This window comes from Olsenella uli, from assembly GCF_901212655.1.
GTDB classification, from domain to species: Bacteria; Actinomycetota; Coriobacteriia; order Coriobacteriales; family Atopobiaceae; genus Parolsenella; species Parolsenella uli_A.
This window is the reverse complement of record NZ_CAAKON010000031.1, coordinates 9-19,596: the sequence shown is the minus strand read 5'-3', so window position 1 is coordinate 19,596 and position 19,588 is coordinate 9. Positions and strand designations below refer to the sequence as shown.

The window sequence follows — 19,588 nt, the reverse complement described above, 5'->3', positions numbered from 1 at the left end:
GTAAACAACCTGTTGGCACTAAACACCTAGGGACTCTGCCGTCATTGGTTCAGGTGGGGCCTGACACTAACATTCGGCATGCAACCAGACGCTGCGTCAAACTCACATGAAAGAGTGTGAGTAGCTCTACTCGATTTTGCCCATAGTTGTCGCTATGGCGCCCTCATTGCCTCTAAATCGGGAGGCAATGAGGGCATTACTTCATGACGGAAGGCAAATTGGATCGATTTCTCATGGGCGATCCCATCTCGCTCGAGCACTTCTGCGAGAGCGCGCCCGGGAGTTGTATCGCTGCTGCCGGCTCCTTGCTTGGCAGCCTCAGCCGCGAGGACAACGGGCAAGAACGATAGCGACGGGCATGTGTGAACCTTCTTTTGCATGATTGTTAGACGTGAGTAACTTTAACCTATAATGAGCGGTGAAAGATACTAGGGATTCAAGGCCGGCATCACAATACCCGAGGCCGGCAGAGCGGCGGGCTGCTCCGAGCCCGGCATGCTCACAGGGGCACTCCGGAGGAGGCAAGGGCTGCACGCCCGCGCAGTTCGGAAGGCAGTCATAGCCGAATAATCATGAGTCTTTGTTTTGCGGGGAGGGACTGCGTGCCAGAATTCAGCGCTATAGAGAACAGCTTGTTCATCCCGATGCTGGGTAGGATCTACGCCAGTGAGCATTTCCCGAACATTCTGCATGACGAAAAGGCTCTGTCGCTGAAAGACGCGCTGCCGGAAGGCCTCGCGGACAAAGGCTCCCAGAGCCAGTACACCCTGCTGGCTTCTGCCTCCCGTTCCGCCAACATGGACCGATGCATCCGGCATTTCCTTCGCCGCAAGCCGGGCGGCGTGATCGCGGAGCTGGGGTGCGGTCTGGAGACCACCTATTGCAGAAACGACAATGGGCATACCCGCTGGTATGCCGTCGACCTGCCGGGAGTAATGGCGTATCGAAGGACGCTGCTTCCGAAGCCGGAACGGCAAACTTACCTTGCCGGCGACGCCTTTTCGGGCGACTGGATCGGGCGGATTCGCGTTGACGCGCCGGATGCGCCGGTGTTGGTTACCGCCGGCGGCCTGTTCCATTATTTCGAAAAGGAGAAGGTGATCGCCCTTCTGCGGATGCTGCACGGCTTCGGGAATGTGGAGGTGGCGTTCGACGGCGTGAGCAGAATCGGAATGGGCATGATGCGGAAGAAATACATGAAGCAGATGGGTCATGCCGACGCAAGAATGTTCTTCTGCGTGGATTCCGCGGCGGAGCTCGCCCGGAGAATCGGCGGTGACGCTTGCGCCGTTGCGGAAGAGCCCTATTACCGCCACATCGACAAGGCCGGGCTGAAGCTCTCCACGAAACTCAGCATGAGCGTATCCGATCGATTGCGCATGGTGAAGATGGTGTATGTGAGAGAAGGGCAGGGGCAGCTTAGTTCGTAGACCGCTCCTGCTTCGCACAGTAGTGTCGCCATCTCCGCCATCGAGTAGGTGTCCTGGATCGGCACGGGGATCCTGGCGAACGGGCGGCATCCCGCTGATTCGGCTGTCATGCCCTGCTTCTTTCGGAGCGGCAGACGCCGCATCTCAGAGTCGCGGGGTTCGGCGGCGATGGCGCGATGCCTGGCGCCATCGCCGCCGCTCGATGTCGTGTTGCCGCCCGCGCTCGGCGTAGATGACGAGGATTGCCTCGAGGTGGTCCTCGGAGGAATCACGGAAGCGGAGACGGGCAGAACCCTCGTCAGAACCCCGACGATTCCCTATAAGGGATTCCCTATAAGGCCCATTGGGCGCTTTCCTGCTGAAGGTGGACCATACGGGCGAACAGGCCGTCCCGCTCCATAAGCGCGGCCGGGGCGCCCTGCTCGACAACGCGTCCGGAGTCGAGCACCACCACCTTGTCGGCGTTCGCCACCGTGCGCATGCGATGGGCGATCACGATGACGGTCTTGCCGGCGAGCAGCCTCGAGAGCGCCTGCTGCACCTCCGTCTCGTTCTCCACGTCAAGCGACGCGGTTGCCTCGTCGAGCAATACGATAGGCGCACCCTTGAGCAACGCCCGCGCAATTGAGATCCGCTGGCGCTCGCCGCCGGAAAGGCGCGCCCCGTTCTCGCCGATCATCGTGGCGTAGCCCTGTGGCATGCGGGAGACGAACTCATCGCAGTTGGCAGCCCGCGCCGCGGCGAGCACTTCCTCGTCGGTGGCCCCGCGCCTGCCCAGGCGGATATTGCCCATTACGGTGTCGTCGAACAGCACGACGTCCTGGAACACCATGGAAAAGTCCCCCAACAGCACCTCGGGGTCGACCGTCGCCACGTCCACGCCGCCTATGGTCACGCGGCCGGACGTTGCGTCCCAGAAGCGGCATGCGAGCTTCGCGCACGTCGACTTGCCCGAACCGCTCGGTCCTTCGAGCGCGGTGACCTCGCCCTCGCGCGCCGTGAATTGCACGTGCGAGAGAACCTGATCGCCGCCGCCATAGGAAAACGACACATCGTCGAACACGATGTCGTGACCCTGCGGTGCGTAATCGCTGCCTCCTTGAGCCAGGGGCTCCTCGAAGAAACTCTTCATACGAGCGCTCGCCGTCTTCGCCGCGAACAGCTCGGCGATGAGCATGAGACACTGGTCGAACGGCGCGTAGATGCGCGACACCACCAGCAAGAAGCAGAACAGCGTCATGAAGCTGCAGGTGCCGTCGAGCACGAACGCAGCGCCCGCCAAGATCGTGGTGGCAAGCCCCAGACGCAGCACGATCTGCGCGCCGTTCACAAAGACGCCAGTCATAAGCTCGCCTTTGATGGTCTGCTTTTCGGCAGCGTCCACGTCGGCGCGGATATGTTCGAGATAGCGTTCCTCCTGGTTGGTGGCGCGCACTTCGCGCACGCACTCAAGTGCTTCCTGGATGTCGTCGGACACGACAATGTTCCTCATACGCGTCTCGCGCATGAGTGGCGCTAGGATGCCCCGCGCACCGAACAGCAGTCCCAGCGCTACCGGCGCGCTCCACAGCGCCGCTATGGCCAGTCGCCAGTCGAACACCAGCAAGTCCACCGCTGCCACGCCCAGCATGATGTAGGCACCGTACAGCTCGGGCAGCACATGGCTGTAGGCATGCTCGATGGTTTTCACGTCACCCATGATGGTCTCGGTGAGGTCGGCCAGATCTCGCCGCCCGAAAAACGACAGCGGGAGCTTCCGTAGACGCTCAGCCAGCCCGATGCGCTGTCGGCCGCTCTCGTTGTAGATGACGCCGTACTGGTAGTAGTAGGCGAAGTACTCGGTGACGAACAGCGCCACTATGAACACGACAAGCCCCGCCAGATACGGCAGAAGATCGGGCAGCGGCGCGCCGCTTATCGCATGGTCGACAAACGCCCCCATCGCGAGGAACAGGATTCCCACGCCCGCAAACACCGCGACGTTCGATATCGCCGTCCACGCGGCACCCAGCTTGACATTGCGCACGCCCTCGTCGGTGAGGCCGTATTTCTCTTTGATAGACATCTACGCCACCTCCTCGGACGTGATTTTCCAGCTGACAGCGCGCTCGTAGTCCGCCCACATACGTGCGTACAGGCCGCCCGCCGCCAGCAGCTCGTCATGGGTTCCCTGTTCCGCCATACGTCCGGCGTCCAGCACCACGATCTTGTCGGCATTGCGTACGGTGGACAGTCGGTGCGCCACCATCAACACCGTGCGCTTCTCGCCACTGCGCCCGCTTGCCAGTTCGGAGAACGCCTTTTGTATCTTGACCTCGTTTTCCGGATCGGCGAAGGCCGTGGCCTCGTCCAGCACCACAATGGGCGCGTCTTTCATAATGGTGCGCGCCAGCATGAGCCGCTGCACCTCGCCGCCGGAGAAATGGGCGCCCGCCGCGCCGTATACGGTATCCACGCCGTCGGGCAGCTTCTCTATAATGTCGTCGCATTGGGCGGCGGAAAGCGCGCGGACGACCTCTTCGCGCGTGGCATCGGGCCGCGCCGCTCGCACGTTCTCGAGCACGCTCTGCTTGAACAGGCGGTTTGTCTGGAACACGAACGCAACGTGCTCCATCAGCCTGCGCGGTTCCATGCTCCGCACGTCCACGCCGCCCACCAGTACGCGCCCCGCGCATGCGTCCCAAAAACGAGGCACCAGGCTGGCCGCCGTGGTCTTGCCTCCGCCGGACGGCCCCACCAACGCCACGGTCGACCCCGCCGGCACGCTGAAGCTCACATGGGACAGCGCAGGCTCATGAGCTCCTTCGTACGTAAAGCTCACATCTTCGAAGACGATGGAGTTATCGGCCGGCTCCTTCGGCGCGGCGGGTGCCTTTATCGTCGGAGCCGCCAGCACCTCTTCCACGCGGTTCACCGCATCGGTGGCCGACTGCAGCGCATCCGACATGAACATCACGCGCGTCATGGCAGTGGGGATGACCGCCGAAAAGATGGCGTAGAACGCGAAGTTGGCCAGAAACGCGCCAAAATCGCCTTCACCCGGCGCCAGAAGAATAGCCACTGGCACCAAGAACAGCGCCACCCCGTTGATGATAGTCAACGACAATGACTGCGGCGTGCGACACCATCTCACCGCATAGTCCTGCGCAAGACGGGTGAACTCCTCAATGGCATCATGGAACGCCTTGAATGAGTGCACCGTCTGCTGGAACACCTTTACCACGGGAATGCCGCGCACGTACTCGGTGCCCGTCTTGTTCATCTTGACGAGGGATTCCATGTACTTCGTCATGAATTCCATGCCGCGCCCGCCCATCATGTAGAACATGCAGATGAGCGAAAGGAACACCGGCACCAGGCATGCAAGACCCAGCCGCCAGTCGAACACGAAAAACAGTACCAGCATGCCCATGGTCATCGCCACCGAACCTGCGGTATCGGGCAGCTTGTGGGCAAGCATTCCCTCCGTCTCCGTCGCGCAGCCGTCAACCACGCGCCGCAGCGCACCACTCGCATGCGTGTCGAAATACCCCAGGCTCGTGTGCATCAGATGCTCGGTCGCCCTCTTGCGCATGTTCGCCGCGCAGCGAAACGCCGCCAGATGCGTGCACATGAGTCCTGCGAAGTACAGCAGGATAGACACGACGGAAAACCCAAGCGCCCACCAGCCGTACATCGCGATACTCGTAGCCGTGCTCCAGTTGGGAGCCACGGCAATAAGATCGCGCGCCACCAGCCAGATGCACACGTAGGGCCCGAACCCCACGACCATGGAGATCGCGGAAAGCGTGCAACCCAGGTAGGTGAGTGCTTTGCGCGGCCCGGCGAAATCGAGCAGCCGCGACACGGCGCTGCGTCTGCGGGATGGCTCTTCCATTTTGCCCATGCGAAACCTCCGATCTTGATCTTGCGCGCCGCCCCGATGAAACCTGAGTCTTCGACGCACTTGACAGTTAGATAGGGTTAACATACCAGCATGGGTGAGTTCTCTGTTTTCGCGACCTGAAAACAGGGACGTTCTCGAAACGAATGAGGACAATCGCGAAACCACGGGAGATCGAGCATGAGCGCACTACGGGCAGCCATCCCGCAGCATTTGCGGACGTTCGTGGAACCGCAGATAGAGCAACTGTCCCTCGGGATGGAACCCGTTCGCTGCGGTGTGTACGCGACGCTTCCGAAATCGCTCGGCGAGGGGTTTCTCTGGACGGCGGCGCTCGGCGAGGAGTGCCTCGTCAGTATGCACTCGATTCGCCTGAAGAAACCGCTCATCCTTGAGGAGCGCCCGACGGACTTCTTCTGTGTCTTCTCGGGATCGTCGGCGACGCTTCGGTCGCTGCCAAACGCGCATGCCGAAGCAACCGCGGAACGCGAGAACGTCCTTTCGTTCTCCCAAGCAGGCGGGACCACGCGCTGCCTGATGCGGGCGGGTGACCTCTACGAATCAACGAGCATCACCTACACGCCCGGTTACTTCGAAAGTCTAAGGAAGAGGTTCCCCGACGATTTCGGAGACGCGGAGGCGACAATGCGCGCGCTCGGATTCGCAGGTCCCTCCGACGAGGTTCGTGCCATCCTTAGGTCGTTCACCCCCGAACGGGCGTCGCGGCCCGGGGCGGCACCGTATTTCCATGCAAAAGCGCTCGAAACGGCAACCGCCCTCTTGGCCCGTTCCCGCACCTGGGCCGAAGACGAAGCGGAGCGGACGGACCGCGCGATCGTGGAGCAGGCAGAGAAGATCATTTCGGAGAGGTTTTCCGAGGGGCTCACCGTAAAGGCGATCGCAGACGAGCTTTTCGTGAGCCGCTCGCGTCTCTACGACGCTTTCAGGCGCGTGCGGGGGATGGGCGTGGCAGAGCGCCTTCGGGCGGAGCGCATGGGAGCCGCTTGCATCCTGCTCGACTCCGGAGAGACGGACGTCGCGCGCGTAGCGCGCACGGTGGGATACGCGCGCACCTCAACGTTCGACGAGGCGTTTCGCCGAACGTTCGGCTGTTCCCCCACGCAGTGGCGGCACCGTTCCGGGCGCCCGTAAATCGAACCCTTTCATACTGCAGGACGTGCGGCCTTTTAGAGCACGCGCGGCTACCGTGCGCGCCATCTTGAAGAATCATTTCGTGCGCGCGGGCATCGCGTAGGGATGCCGCGAAAGGACCTTAGAAAAAAGAACTGCTTCGGCCAAAGGCAGGAGAGCGGTCGGTGCGGCTCGACCCGCGCACGAAGATGGTGATGCTGTTCGCAGTCTCGATGGTACTCCTGCTCGGAGGAAACGGAGGCGCGATGTTCGTCGTGCGCACGGCGATGCTGCTGTTTCCGTTCGGCCTGCTCGCGATATCAGGGCGCATGCGTGCGGCAGGGCTCATGCTTGCGGCGTATCTCGGGTCCTACGCGCTCGCTGTGTTGGAGGACTTCGGGGGATGGGCGCGGGCCCAGCTTCCCCTAGCCTCGTCGAAGCTGGCGCTGCACCGTGCGCTGCAGTACGCCGTGGAGTTCTGGCCCTACGTCATGAACGTGCTCGAAGACGGGCACCTGGAGCTCTCGAACAACGTCGCCGAGCAGGCCCAGCGAATCTTCGTCGTAGGGCGCAAGAACTGGCTCTTCAGCGATGCGCTGCGCGGCGCGCGGGGTCTGCGGCGATATACAGCGTCACCACCACGGCCAAGGCCAACGGGCTCAATCCCAGGCTTTACGTCGAGTGGCTGCTGACCGAGATGCCCAACGCCGGCGAGCTCACCGATGAGGTTGTGGACTCGTTCCTGCCGTGGTCGGATATGTTGCCTGAGTCCTGCAAGCTCGACCCAGCCGCTGCTGAGAAGGCCAAAGAGATGCCTGACGACTTCATAATTAACATCGACCCCGATGCGTTCGATGACGAGATGGCGAACAACGCCGAGGAGGGCCTGTAGCGACATAGCGGCCTAAGGCATACCGCAACGCAAAGATGGGAACGTCCAGGACTTTTCCATCCGAATGCCGGAATGGTCCTTGACGTTTCCTGCTACGCGGTCATTTTGACGCTTACGCTCTAATGCCTCCACCGCTTGTCGCGGGCGGGGTAGACGATCCAGGCGGATGCGTAGCTTGCGATAAGGCAGACAATGACGCAGACGATGCTTGTCTGGAACCCGAATGAGTCATTGATAACGCCCCAGATTACGCTTGCGAAGCCAATGCCGATGTCATTGGCGAGCAGGTACAGGGCGTTTGCGGCGCCCCAGCGCTCTGGCGGGGTGTTCTTTACCGCTACGCTTTGATTAAGTGGCATGCTTATGCCAGTGACGAGACCATAGAAGATTCCGGACGCCAGGAAGACAGGTTGCTTGTCGCCAAGTGGATTAAAGCGGTAGATAAAGGCAATTCCAACAACAACGGTTCCTCGACATCCACCGGCTCCAAGAAAAATGTCGCAAGTGGCGCTGTCTCAGAAAGTGTTGGCAAGTCGTTACCTCAGACGGGCGATACTTCTGCCATCGTTATCGCTGTAGCGGCGGCAACCGGCATCGCTGCCATCGCTGGAGGCATTGTGGTAGGAAAACGTCGTCATCAGGCATAATATCGACTTAACATAGCATGCGATAAAAAAGCGCCTCGGCAAAGTGAACGGCCCCCATTTCTTGGACACAGGAAGTGGGGGTTTCTTTATGACGTGCAACCTAAGGAGAAAAGCGGCGGGGCACTGTAGAGGAGGGATGTGCAGTTGTCGCATGCGGCGTTTCGATATCAGTATCAGAGATGGCCTCCATTGCACTCAAGGTCTACCTCGGTGCTTTCCATATTTGAGGCGATGTTCTTGCCGTCGGGGTCACGCCGGCGAGGTCTGGGACGGAACGGAAGCGCCGTTGCCGGATGATTATGGGGATTGGCGTTGCTACTTGTAGCCGTTGCCGTCGTGCAGGCGATCCCGGCGGCATCGTTCACAAGACGCTTCGCCACTACGTTTCTGTCTCCGCATGCTTTCCGAACGAGCTCACAGGGCGAAGCAAGCGGTTCGAAGATCTGCAGAAGAATCTCTAAGGCCAGCATGCACCTTGGGTGCACACTGGCCTTAAGCATTGACGATGTCCGCGAGGGAGAGCGGTGTGGGAGGTGCAAAGTCGCTTCGCGCGGATTTCCTAGCTAAGCTTGCGACGTTTGAGGGCGATCACGCTCCCGGCGGTAGCCGCGACGCCCGCACTGGCTGCTGCGGCGATTTGCTTCAGGGAATCGTCGCCGGTTTGCGGCAACGCCTTCTCAGGCTCCGGAGCGGGCTGGTTGTCAGATACTGCCGTGCCCGCAGGCGTTGCGCTTGGCGTCGTCGGGCTGGCCGGCCGGCTCGGCGTATCGGGGTTGTCCGGCGTCGTCGGCGAGTCGTCCCTCTCCCACTGGGCATAGAGCACTTGACTCTTGTTCATCGTCAGGGCATCGCCGCTTGCATAGGTCTTGCCGCTGCCGTCCTTCTCGGTGTTCCAGCCGGTGAAGCGGTAGCCCGGGCGATGGAACAAGCCGTCCCGCACGGTTGCGTCGGAACCCGGCGCATATGCCCTCTCGTCATACTGGTGCTCCGTCGTGCCTTCGTAGTTGGCGTCGTAGGCGAGCAGCAGACCGTACCAGATGGCCTTCACGCCCACACTCTCCTCGTCGCCGGTGAGGATTCCCGTATTGCCGTTTTGTTCGGAGACAAGCGTGCCCTTCGCGATGTCACCGGGAAAGCGACCACTTCCCGAGTTGTCGCCGTCTACGAACCACCCGTACCAGGGAACGAGGACTGATCCTTGGTCGGCGGGATAATAGCCGGGAATTGCCTGCGTCTGCACGGTCCTCAAGTCACCGCTGTTCCCGTCTCCGTATCTCCTATCGCCCTGCTGGGGATACAGCGATTGCAGGCCGCTATTGTTGTACAGGTCATCGCCCTGTTGGCTGGCGGTGTTGTCGTACATCATGCCGGCGGTGAGTGAGCTGGCGTGGTCCACGTAGACGCCGCCGCCGGAGCCCCCGGCCTGGTTGTCCCGGATCACGCCGCCGAGCTGTCTCATTCCGAAGAAGCTCACGCGGACGCCGCCGCCGTCCCCCGCCGCTTTGTTGTTGTCGATGCTGGAGTCATCGTACATGACCAGGGACATCTCCTCGCAGTTCACGCCTCCGCCTCGTCCCGTCGCCGTGTTTCCTGTGATGCGGGAGTCGTCGTGCATATAGAGGATGCTGGTGTCTTTGTTGCCGTTGGCCGAGTGCGCGCCGCCGCCGTCCTTGGCCGTGTTCTGCGCGATGGACGTGCTCCCGTAGAGGTGGACGAGGCAGTGTTCGAACCCGATGCCGCCACCGCCGTAGGCTGCGGCATTGCCGCTGATCGTCGAGTTGGTGATGCTGACGAGATTGCCGGGCTCCTGGCCTTCCAGGAACAGGCCGCCACCGTTTCCTCCTGCGGAATTGCCTCGAATCGTGCAGTCGTTCAGCTCGACGCACGCCTCGTCCGCGTAGATGCCGGCGCCGTCGCCGTCGGCGTTCGTGTTCTTTTCCACGGTGGTGTGGTCCAGGACCAGCGTCGTTCCCTCGCTGGCCGTGACTGCCGCCGTGTCGGCCTCCACGTTCTGCCCGTCCAGCGTCGTGTCGTGCACCATGAGAGTCAGACCCTGCTGGCCGTCTCCGCCGGGGCCGGCCACGGCGAGGAGGGCTCCCTTGTCGTGGCTCTTCGAGCGGAGCAGCTTGTGGCCGCAGCCGTTGATGATGCAGTCATAGCCGATCGTTATCGTCTCTGGCACCTCGATGTCCGCGCCGAGCTCGATGGCGGGGTCTTGGGCGGCGACGGCGGCCTTCAGCTCTCCCAGGTTCATTACCTTGCTGCCGTACACGGCGGTGAGCGTCAGGTTGGACTGGAGCGGCGTTGTCGTGCTCTCATCCACGAGCCGGTTGCCGAGCTTCCAGCAGCGGAAGTGGTCGCCGTCGTCCTTGCGATCCAGTCCCGGAACCTGGCCCAGTGGGGTGTTGACCAACGCGGTTTTCGAGGTCGTCTTGCCGTTGTCGTTGAACGTGACGGTATAGGTTCTATCCGCAAATGTCGCGTAGAGGTCGGTGTCGGCAGTAAGCGAGGAAAGGCTGTCCACCCTGTTTCCGTCCTTGTCCGCCCAGTAGCAGAACGCGCTGCCGGTGGAGCTGACGGGGTCTTCTGGGAACGCCCGGTTGGCGGGCGTCCCCTGGGTCTCGCCGACAAGGGCACCTTCGGAATAGAAGCGGACAGTGATTGCAGAGGTGATGAATTCCACCTTTGACGCCTCCTGCCAATCCATCGGGGAGGCCATGGCGTCGTCGGCGATGTCGTAGCCGTCACCGGAGAGACAGCCGTCCGAGTCATTCGTCGCCTCGAAGGAGGCCCCGACGTGAAGGACGACCTTGCCGCTGCTGAAGATGCAGTCGTCGGTGGCGGTGTATTTTCCTCCATATATCTCGACGTTGCCGTCCTGAAGCACCGTGAGGCAGTATCCTCCGTCGGCGGCCGTCATCGTCGCGTTGCGGAATGTGGCGTTGCCGATGATGTCGTTGAAGCAGTCCTTGTTTGAGTAGAAGGCGCCGGACCGGACCTCGATGGTTCCGGTGGACAGGCCGACGATGGCTGTCGACGCGTGGAGGGAGCCACCCTCTATGGTCAGGGACCCCGGGTTTGTCGCGATGAAGGTGCCTGCGCTGATGCCCGTGCCGCCCGTCGACCTCACGACGACCGTTCCGGCGTTGGTGTCGACCACGGTGCCGCTCGCGTCAATCTGAGCGTCAACGAGGGTCAGCGTGCCGCCCTTGCTGACGGTAAAGAGGGGCGCGCCTCCCGCGTTGTCCGCAGACAGCTTATGGCCGTTGCAGTCAATGGTTACCTCCTTATTGACCGCGAACGCCCCGAATGTCGCCGGATTGACGGTGATGTCCGCGCCGAGTGTGACGACGTCTCCACTCGCCGCCGCGTTGAGGGCCCCTATTAGCTCATCAGCGGTTGTCACCGATGCGGACGAGGATTGCGGGGGGGGGGTCTGTGTGGTCTCGTTGCATTCGGCGAATGCCGCCGTCGGCGGCATGCCGAAGAGCAGGGCAACCAATACAGTCGCGAGCCATTTGCTGCGGTGCATAATATTCACAACAGGTCCTTTCCCAAATGCCCAAGGCCTCCAGGCCGATTCTCGTGTTCCATTTTGCCTCATGTGGTTTTCCGAAGATAGCCTTCTGCCCGTGCGTCCTCGGCAGCCACAACTCGGGGGTGCTCCCTGAATCCTGGAAGCACCCCCTCGTATCACTCCCTTATTCGCGCTCACATCGTGGCTATTTGCCGATACGCTTGTAAAGGATTGGCTCGTCGAAGCCGAACACGCGCTTGCCGTTCATCTCCATTGACTCGGAGACCTCCAGGACGTCGGCGGAGAACCTCTCGAACAGGTGGAACCTCATGACGGGCGAAAACATGGAGTCCGAGCCGCCCTCCCATGCGCCGTCGTGCTCGCGGTAGAGCGCGGGCGTGAACTTGCTCGACTTGCGGAGGGACGAGAACTCGGCGGGGACCATGGTCGCGTAGGAGAATGACCGCTTGTCATTGCCCTCGGGTGCGTCGTATGAGGTCAGAAGGATGCCGTCCTTCTCCTCGGTGAAGAGGAACAGGTGGGGCGACGCGGACTTCCTGCCGTCGACCTCGTAGTAGCTCTCCTCGACCATGAAGGTGCCTGCAAAGTCATCGGGAAGCCCCAGAATCTTGTCGTTGCAGGCGGTGTTGACGTGGTGGGCGAGGGGAAGGTCTCGCCTGCGGCCTGCTTCGCCTCGAACTGCTCCCTGTTGTCGAACTCGCCGCATAGGAGTTGCATGAAATCGTCAAGCTTGGACATGACGCCCCTTTCAACTGGGTCTGTGTTTCTTGGCTGATACCCGCTTCGGGTCTATTGGGTGGCATGACAGATTATCGACACAAAAGACAATCCGTTTCCCTCAGAACAGGCTGGGAAGGTCGCTCTCCCTCATGGGGGAGCCCGCGCATGGCAAGCTCTGGGCGGTGAACCTCTCCATGGGCGTGCCCTCCGCAAGGAAGTCGGTGGCCACGCCCACCGAGGTGACCAGGCGATTCCTCTTGGCCGTGAGGGCCTGGACGCCCTGGGTGTTGGTGGTCGTCTTGGTCTTGAGCAGCGACGTGTTGAAGTTCATCAGGCGGCCGTCATTCGAGACGAGCGCGAGGTCGCGGTCCTCCTTGAGCACCTGGGCGAACAGCAGCTTGGACCCGCCGTAGATGGCGTTCTTGAGGCGCTTGCGGTTGGTCTTTGTGGCATAGCCGGCGAGCGCCACGCGGACGACGCGGCCATTCTCGAAGACGAAGAGCGCGTCTGCCTTGTAATCCTCGGGATCGATCACCCAGATGACGGTCTCGTCCGGCTCCATCTCGAGGTCCGTCGGCAGGTAGGAGCCGAGCTGGGAGGACTTGGTGTCCTCGAACGCAGCGACCTTGCACTTGTATACCTGGCTCTTATTGGTAAACACCAAAAGCTCGTGCGTGTTGGCGGACGGGAACTCGATAAAGGGCTTGTCGCCGTCCTTGTACTTGAGCGTTGCGGCCTTCTTGAGCACGCGGTCCGTCATCTTCTTGAGGTAGCCCTCGCACGAGAGCATGATCGTGACCGGGTACTCCTCGACCTCGGGCTCCAGGCTCACCTCGACGACGTCGGCCGGATCGACGCGGCCGGTCTTGCGCGGCATCACGTACTTCTTGTTGACGGCGGCCAGCTCGTCGGAAATGACCTTCTTGATGTTGTCCTCGCTCGACAGGATATCCTTAAGCTCGGCGATCTCGTCCTCGAGCTTGGCGATGTCCTTGGTGCGGTTGAGGATGTACTCCTCGTTGATGTTGCGGAGCTTAAGCTCGGCCACGAACTCGGCCTGGGTCTCGTCGATGTCGAAGCCGCGCATGAGGTTGGGCACAACCTCGGCCTCGAGCTTGGTGCCGCGGATGATGGCGATGGCCTTGTCGATGTCGAGCAGAATAGCCTCAAGACCGCGCAGCAGGTGCAGGCGCTCGGACTTTTTGCCCAGGTCAAAGGTAATGCGGCGGCGCGTGGACTGAATGCGCCATGCAACCCACTCGTGCAGGATCTGGCGCACGCCCATGACGCGGGGGTAGCCGTCGACCAACACGTTGAAGTTGCACGAGAACGAGTCCTGCAGCGTGGTCAAGTGGTATAGCTTGGCCATGAGCTTGTCGGGGTCGACGCTGCGCTTAAGGTCGATGGCGATGCGCAGGCCCGAAAGGTCGGTCTCGTCGCGGATGTCGGCGATCTCGCGCACCTTGCCCTCCTTGGAGAGCTTGACGATACGCTCGATGATGACATCGGTCTTGGTGGTGTAGGGGATCTCGTAGACCTCGATGATCCGCTCTTCGGGAATCCAGCGCCAGCGGGAGCGAATCTGGAAGCTGCCCAGGCCCGTCTCGATGATGCGCTCCATCTCCTCGCGGCGGTAGATAATCTCGCCGCCGGTCGAGAAATCGGGCATGGGCATGTACTCGAGCAGGTCGCAGTCGGGATCTTGCAGGTAGTGCATCGTGGCGGTGCAGACCTCGTTGAGGTTGAACCCGCAGATGTCGGACGCCATGGCGACGCCGATGCCCTTGTTGGCCGAGACGAGGATGTTGGGGAACGTGGTGGGCAGCAGGCGCGGCTCCTTCATGGCGCCGTCGTAGCTGTCGACGAAGTCGACCGGGTCCTTGTCGATGTCCTTGAAGATCTCGGCGCTGATGGGGGAGAGCTTGGCCTCGGTATAACGTGAGGCTGCATAGCTCAGGTCGCCCGAATAGTACTTGCCAAAGTTGCCCTTCGACTCCACAAAGGGGGCGAGCAGCGCTTCGTTGCCCGTGGCCAGGCGCACCATCGTTTCGTAGATCGCTGCGTCCCCGTGTGGGTTGAGCTTCATGGTCTGGCCCACGATATTGGCGCTCTTCTGGCGCTCACCCTTGAGCAGGCCCATCTTGTACATGGTGTAGAGCAGCTTGCGGTGCGAGGGCTTAAAGCCGTCGATCTCGGGGAACGCACGCGAGACGTTGACGCTCATCGCGTAGGGCATGTAGTTTACCTCGAGCGTCTGCGTGATCGGCTGGTCGGTGACCTCGGAGTGTAGGCCGATGACGTTCTCGGCATTGACCTGCTTTTTCTTTGGCTGGTTCTTCGTCTTCTTCTTTGCCACGATTTCCTCTTGAACTTCTTTAGGGCCGTCGCTATCGATTTCCCGCTACTGCAGGTCCAGCTGGTCCAGGTATTCTTTGCCGTGCTCGGAGATATGGCGCTTGCGGCCCGCCTCGTCATTGCCCAGCAGAAGGTTGAACATGGTTTCCATCTGGGTGACGTCCTCGGGCTCCACCTTGATCAGGCGACGCGTCTCGGGGTTCATGGTGGTGAGCCACATCATGTCCGGGTCGTTCTCACCAAGACCCTTGGAGCGGTTGATGGAGCACTTCTGGTCGCCGATTTCCTTAAGGATGCCGTTCTTCTCGAGCTCGGTGTAGGCAAAGTAGGTCTTCTCTTTGCAGTTGATCTCGTAGAGCGGCGACTCGGCGATATACACGTAGCCCTCGTCGATAAGCGTGGGCACCAGGCGGTAGAGCATGGTGAGCACGAGCGTGCGGATGTGATAGCCGTCGACGTCGGCGTCCGTACAGATGATGACCTTGTTCCAGTTGAGGTTGTCCAGGTCGAACGCACCCAGGTTCTTGATGCGCTTGTCCTTGATCTCCACGCCGCAGCCCAGCACGCGCATGAGGTCCATGATGATGTCGGACTTGAAGATGCGCGGGTAGTCCTCCTTCAGGCAGTTGAGGATCTTGCCGCGGACGGGCATGACGCCCTGGAACTCGGCATCGCGCGAGGTGCGAATGGCGCCTGCTGCCGAGTCGCCCTCTACGATGTAGATCTCGCGGCGGCTCTTGTCCTTGGAGCGGCAGTCGATGAACTTCTGTACGCGGTTGGCCATGTCGGTCTTCTGCTGCAGGTTGGTCTTGATGCTCTGACGCGTTTTCTCGGCGTTCTCGCGCGAGCGCTTGTTGATGAGCACCTGCTCCAGGATCTTGTTGGCGGCATCTTTGTTCTCAATCAGGTAGGTCGAGAGGCGCTCCTTGAAGAATGCCGTCATGGCCTGCTGGATAAAGCGGTTGTTGATGGCCTTTTTGGTCTGGTTCTCGTAGGAGGTTTGGGTTGAGAAGCAGTTGGTCACCAGTACCAGGCAGTCCTGAACGTCCTGCCACTTGATGGAGCTCTCGTTTTTGTTGTACTTGCCCTGGCTCTTAATGTAGGCATCGATGGCGCTGGTCAGAGCGCTACGGGCGGCCTTTTCGGGCGAGCCACCGTTTTCGAGCCAAGATGAGTTGTGGTAGTACTCCTGCATCTGGAAGGTGCGGGAGAAGCACATGCACGCGGTGATCTTTACGTTGTAGTCGGGCAGGTCCTCGCGATCGCGACCGCGGCGGGCAGCCTCGATAAAGAAGGGCTCCGTGAGGTAGTCAGCACCGACCTTCTCGAGCACGTAGTCCTCAATGCCCTTGGGATAGCAAAAATCCTCTTCGGCAAACTCACCGTCGTCACCCTCGATGCGCAGGCGGAAGGTCACATTGGCGTTGACCACGGCCTGGCGGCGCATGGTCTCGCGATACCACTCGTGGGGAATGCTAATGGAGGTAAAGACCTCAAGGTCGGGGCGCCACTTGATGGTGGTGCCGGTGCGGTTCTCGCCCGTGGGCTCAATCTCGAGCGCCTTCTTCTTGGCGCCGACGACCTTGCCCTTCTTAAAGTGCAGGGAATACTTGTTGCCGTCGCGCCAGACCGTGACGTCCATGTACTCGGAGGCGTACTGGGTCGCGCACGAGCCCAGACCGTTGGTGCCGAGCGAGAAGTCGTAGTCGCCGCCCTGGTTGTTGTTGTACTTGCCGCCGGCGTAGAGCTCGCAAAAGACGAGCTCCCAGTTAAAGCGCTTCTCGGAAGGGTTCCAGTCGAGCGGGCAGCCGCGTCCATTGTCCTCTACCTGAATAGAGCCGTCGCGAAAGGCGGTGAGGGTGATGAGCTTGCCGTAGCCCTGGCGCGCCTCGTCAACCGCATTGGACAAGATCTCGAAGGCGGCGTGCGCACAGCCGTCGAGCCCGTCCGAACCAAAGATGACGGCGGGGCGCAGACGTACGCGCTCCTCGTCCTTAAGCTGGCGGATGCTGTCGTTACCATAGTTTGCGGTGTTTTTTGCCATGCTCGCTCTCTCGGTGCTCCCTGCTGCGTTTTAGTCATTTAGATAGTCAAGGTAGCATAGCCCGGCGCCCACGCGATTCCATTCGACACGAAAGCCATCGAACATTCGTCCGTAGATTACTGGCTGGGCTATGATACGGAAGAGAAAGGAAGCCGAAGGGTGAGCACCTCTACCCTCGTGCGATATGACGGGGATACCACGTTTGGAACCACGCGGTGAAGATGCCCATCAACGCAGGGAGGACGGAGTTGATCGCGCCGACAAAGCTCGCCGCATCCGTTTGCATGATGGGGTACGTCCAGATGGGCGTGACCAGGTAGAGGATTCCCCATGTCGCGGTCAGGATGCGATTCGTCCTCATGAAGATTGGGTTGCGCAGCGCCGCGTCTCCGTTATGGCTGTTCTTGGAGTAATGCGCGGTCAGCGGCACCTTTGTGAAGCAAGAGACCGTCCAGATGAGTCCGAACAGGAAGTACGATGCCGGAATCACGAGGATGGGGGAGGCTCCCGCCAGCAATGCGATGGAGCAGGCGCCAACTCCCAGAGCTGAGATTTGGTCGTATCGGGTTGCTTTGGTTCGGCACATGAGGACGGGCAGCAGCACGCATGTCGCCATGCTGACGAGGCCGCCCCAGTGGCCGTCGATGGCCGCCGCGACCCAGAAGACGATCCAGGGAATCAAAAGCAACAGCATGTTGGTCTTTGGCTCGGCTGTATCCTCGGCTGCTTCGGCCTCGCCGGCGCCTGCCTTTGCCTCTCCGCTACCTGCTCCGGTGTTTGCAGCGCCAAAATAATCGTCCCAATGCATCATCAGGTCAAAGTCACCCTCGACCGTGTACAGGTGCTCCATGAGTGCCGCGTCCCCGGCGACCTCACCGCTGGCAATCGAACGCCAGACGCTCAGGGGCGTGTTGATCCTTGTGGTGTAATCCGCAGTGAAGCCTTCGGCAGGTTTTTCTTCTACGCGGCTTCCGGCAGCCCCGAGGACGATGCGGTAGACCTTGCCGATATCCGTGTAGTTCATATCGAGCAAGAGGTCTCGTCCGGGCCAGGCTTGCCTGCGATAGAGGGCCGCCATCTGGCGGGTGAACACCAGGCTGGGGTCTTCCTTCTCGCCGGACTCGCCAACGCCCCAGCTTGCGTCTGCCATTGCTTCAAAGACGTCGCGCGGGTAGAGGTTCTGCTCGAGTTTTGCGCGGGTTTCTTCGGTGATGCCCTCGTTCGCGAACTCCTCGCCAGCTGTTTTGACCCAGGAAAGGTATTCGTCGGTGCGCTCCGACAGCTCTTTTACACGGAAAAGTTCACCTTGGCCGCAGAAGATATCGGTGTGGCCGTCCTTGCCGCAAAGCCGGTCGAACAGGTCGGTCACGCCATTGTAGTTGCCTTTTGCGGTATAGAAACCGCAGGTCGAGATTACGACCGTTCGCTTGCCGCTCATGTCGTAGCGCGACGGGTGCCCGCCGCTTTCTGTGCCGGCGCTCATGAAGGGGAGCGACATGGGAAGCTGCCGGTCGACCAGGTTCTTCAGCGGACCGGGCAGCCCAAAGTAGTACAAGGGGAAGCTCCAGATAATGATGTCAGCCCACAGGATCTTTTCGATGACCGCCCGCATGTCGTCGTGGATGCAGCACGCCCCCGGCGTCTTGCTCCAGCAGGAAAAGCAGCCCAGGCAGGGTTTGATGTCGAGATTGCATACATTCAGGGTTTCGATTGCTGGAGTCTGCTCGTAGGTGCTCTCTTCTTGGGCAGTTATTCCGTCTAGGAAGGCGCTGGTCAGGCGCCACGTGTTGCTTCGTTTGCCTTTGGGGCTGCCGTTGATCGCCAGGATGTTCATTATTTGCTCCTCAGTTCGGCGGCGCAGTGCTCGGCCCAGTCGATATGCATCTGCAGGCTTCGTCTGCCAAGGTCAGCGGTCATTTCCCAGTAGGGGCTTTGGTCTTTTAATGCTGCGTGCTTCAGCCGTCAAAGAAGCATACATCTAGTGCAAGGCATTCACGAGTGCCGTGATCAGGAACGCGATGAGGAAGCCGAACCCCGCACCGCAGGCCATCTTGAGCGCAGAGCTGAGCCGTGACCCGCGTCTGGAAAGCGCATCGGTCTCGCTCGGAGCCTCCTCGCCGTCCATGAACGCGCTGATCTCACGGAACGTCACAAGGTCATGCTCGCGTTTGATCCTCTCGATGCGCGATGTGCATACGAGCGACGGGATCCAGAATGCAACAAACACGAGTATCCCGATCAGCGCGCCTGCGGACATATGCGGGATGAACGATGGCTCGGGCAGTAGTGCGTAGATGCCTGCCATGCATGCAATCCCCGCGAGCAGCAGGGCAACAGACCCCATCGCCAATCGCTCCATCTTGAGCGCATCCTTGCTTACGACTTCCTTCATTGAAACCACGTCTCCTTTCACGAGCTCATCGATGGAGACGCCGAAGAGGTCGCTTAGAAGCAGCAGGCTTTGGACATCCGGATAGGTCTTTCCGTTCTCCCAGCTGGACATCGTCTGTCGCGACACGTAAATCGCTTGCGCGACGGCCTCTTGTGAGAGCCCCAAGCGCTCGCGGTGCGCTTTCAGCTGTTTCGGCAACTCCATCGGCTCCTCCTTTCGGGAGACGAAGTTCCTATTTCTCTGAATCATTTTCTACCAAGATGGCTTTACATGGGTCGTCGATCAAGTGTGACGGCATGTCTGTTGTTCTTTCCATAGGTCGCTGACCTTGGGCTTTTCTTGCATGACAAACAGATTGGCAATGGAATCGCCACGCTCTATATCCGCCGTGGAGCTGCCGGGGGGCCTCTCCGAGCTCCTCGCGTTCAGCGGGGAGAGGGTCGCCGGCATGGCCTTCGCCACCGCAGTCTGCGTCCTGATCGGCTCCGCCGTCGCGTCCGTCGTGACGCCGGCGTGCTTCAAGCTCGGCCAGACCAGGGCGACCCAGCTCCTGCCG

General features: G+C 60.8%; 15 protein-coding genes. 5 read left to right on the top strand and 10 right to left on the bottom strand.

The genetic code is table 11. From position 1 onward, the window contains the following. Positions 1–602 precede the first annotated feature (602 nt). Positions 603–1,430 carry a class I SAM-dependent methyltransferase gene (locus tag EFAMC2_RS06270; protein WP_261980152.1) on the top strand — a complete coding sequence of 276 codons (828 nt, stop codon included), beginning with the start codon at positions 603–605 and terminating at the stop codon, positions 1,428–1,430. A 331-nt stretch (positions 1,431–1,761) separates the two neighbouring features. On the opposite strand, the gene EFAMC2_RS06265 is transcribed toward EFAMC2_RS06270, so the two are convergent. Both EFAMC2_RS06265 and EFAMC2_RS06260 read right to left on the bottom strand, forming a co-directional pair. Beyond that, on the bottom strand, positions 1,762–3,495 hold the full coding sequence (locus EFAMC2_RS06265; RefSeq protein WP_154027985.1) for an ABC transporter ATP-binding protein: 1,734 nt from the start codon (positions 3,493–3,495) through the stop codon (positions 1,762–1,764). Next, entirely contained in the window at positions 3,496–5,316 is a 1,821-nt protein-coding gene (locus EFAMC2_RS06260; protein WP_261980150.1) for an ABC transporter ATP-binding protein, read from the bottom strand. Positions 5,317–5,526: 210 nt separating this feature from the next. On the opposite strand from EFAMC2_RS06260, the gene EFAMC2_RS06255 reads away from it, so the two are divergent. The 3 genes from EFAMC2_RS06255 to EFAMC2_RS10555 all read left to right on the top strand — a co-directional run bounded on the left by EFAMC2_RS06255 (position 5,527) and on the right by EFAMC2_RS10555 (position 7,336). After that, complete coding sequence (locus EFAMC2_RS06255) at positions 5,527–6,465, top strand: helix-turn-helix transcriptional regulator (RefSeq protein WP_261980149.1); 939 nt, start codon at positions 5,527–5,529, stop codon at positions 6,463–6,465. Positions 6,466–6,653: 188 nt separating this feature from the next. Then, the gene (locus tag EFAMC2_RS10335; protein ID WP_187325194.1) at positions 6,654–7,136 is read left to right on the top strand and encodes an IS66 family transposase; all 483 of its coding nucleotides are present in this window, start codon (positions 6,654–6,656) and stop codon (positions 7,134–7,136) included. Beyond that, positions 7,022–7,336 carry a transposase domain-containing protein gene (locus EFAMC2_RS10555; RefSeq protein WP_410054801.1) on the top strand — a complete coding sequence of 105 codons (315 nt, stop codon included), beginning with the start codon at positions 7,022–7,024 and terminating at the stop codon, positions 7,334–7,336. Before EFAMC2_RS10335 ends, EFAMC2_RS10555 begins: the two co-directional genes overlap by 115 nt. 119 nt (positions 7,337–7,455) lie before the next feature. On the opposite strand, the gene EFAMC2_RS06240 is transcribed toward EFAMC2_RS10555, so the two are convergent. Beyond that, positions 7,456–7,779: an MFS transporter gene (locus EFAMC2_RS06240; protein WP_410054800.1), complete on the bottom strand. Its 324-nt coding sequence runs from the start codon at positions 7,777–7,779 to the stop codon at positions 7,456–7,458. Here EFAMC2_RS06240 and EFAMC2_RS06235 point away from each other — a divergent pair. Beyond that, entirely contained in the window at positions 7,681–7,983 is a 303-nt protein-coding gene (locus tag EFAMC2_RS06235) for an LPXTG cell wall anchor domain-containing protein (protein WP_154027981.1), read from the top strand. The two genes, EFAMC2_RS06240 and EFAMC2_RS06235, sit on opposite strands and share 99 nt — an antisense overlap. Before the next feature lie 559 nt (positions 7,984–8,542). On the opposite strand, the gene EFAMC2_RS06230 is transcribed toward EFAMC2_RS06235, so the two are convergent. From EFAMC2_RS06230 to EFAMC2_RS06200, 7 genes are all read right to left on the bottom strand, one after another. Then, a complete protein-coding gene (locus EFAMC2_RS06230; RefSeq protein WP_261980153.1) occupies positions 8,543–11,515 on the bottom strand; it encodes an InlB B-repeat-containing protein in 2,973 nt (990 codons plus the stop codon). A 190-nt stretch (positions 11,516–11,705) separates the two neighbouring features. After that, positions 11,706–12,092: a hypothetical protein gene (locus EFAMC2_RS06225; RefSeq protein ID WP_261980148.1), complete on the bottom strand. Its 387-nt coding sequence runs from the start codon at positions 12,090–12,092 to the stop codon at positions 11,706–11,708. 267 nt (positions 12,093–12,359) lie between these two features. Further along, complete coding sequence (locus tag EFAMC2_RS06220; RefSeq protein ID WP_154027979.1) at positions 12,360–14,597, bottom strand: DNA gyrase subunit A; 2,238 nt, start codon at positions 14,595–14,597, stop codon at positions 12,360–12,362. A gap of 45 nt (positions 14,598–14,642) precedes the next feature. Next, a complete protein-coding gene (locus EFAMC2_RS06215; RefSeq protein ID WP_154027978.1) occupies positions 14,643–16,640 on the bottom strand; it encodes a type IIA DNA topoisomerase subunit B in 1,998 nt (665 codons plus the stop codon). Between the two features lie 169 nt (positions 16,641–16,809). Next, complete coding sequence (locus tag EFAMC2_RS06210; RefSeq protein ID WP_154027977.1) at positions 16,810–18,474, bottom strand: flavodoxin family protein; 1,665 nt, start codon at positions 18,472–18,474, stop codon at positions 16,810–16,812. Then, entirely contained in the window at positions 18,474–18,599 is a 126-nt protein-coding gene (locus EFAMC2_RS10550; protein ID WP_410054799.1) for a hypothetical protein, read from the bottom strand. Before EFAMC2_RS10550 ends, EFAMC2_RS06210 begins: the two co-directional genes overlap by 1 nt. Positions 18,600–18,618: 19 nt before the next feature. Beyond that, positions 18,619–19,236, bottom strand: coding sequence for a helix-turn-helix transcriptional regulator (locus EFAMC2_RS06200; RefSeq protein ID WP_187325190.1), 618 nt, complete (start codon positions 19,234–19,236; stop codon positions 18,619–18,621). Between the last annotated feature and the right edge of the window lie 352 nt (positions 19,237–19,588).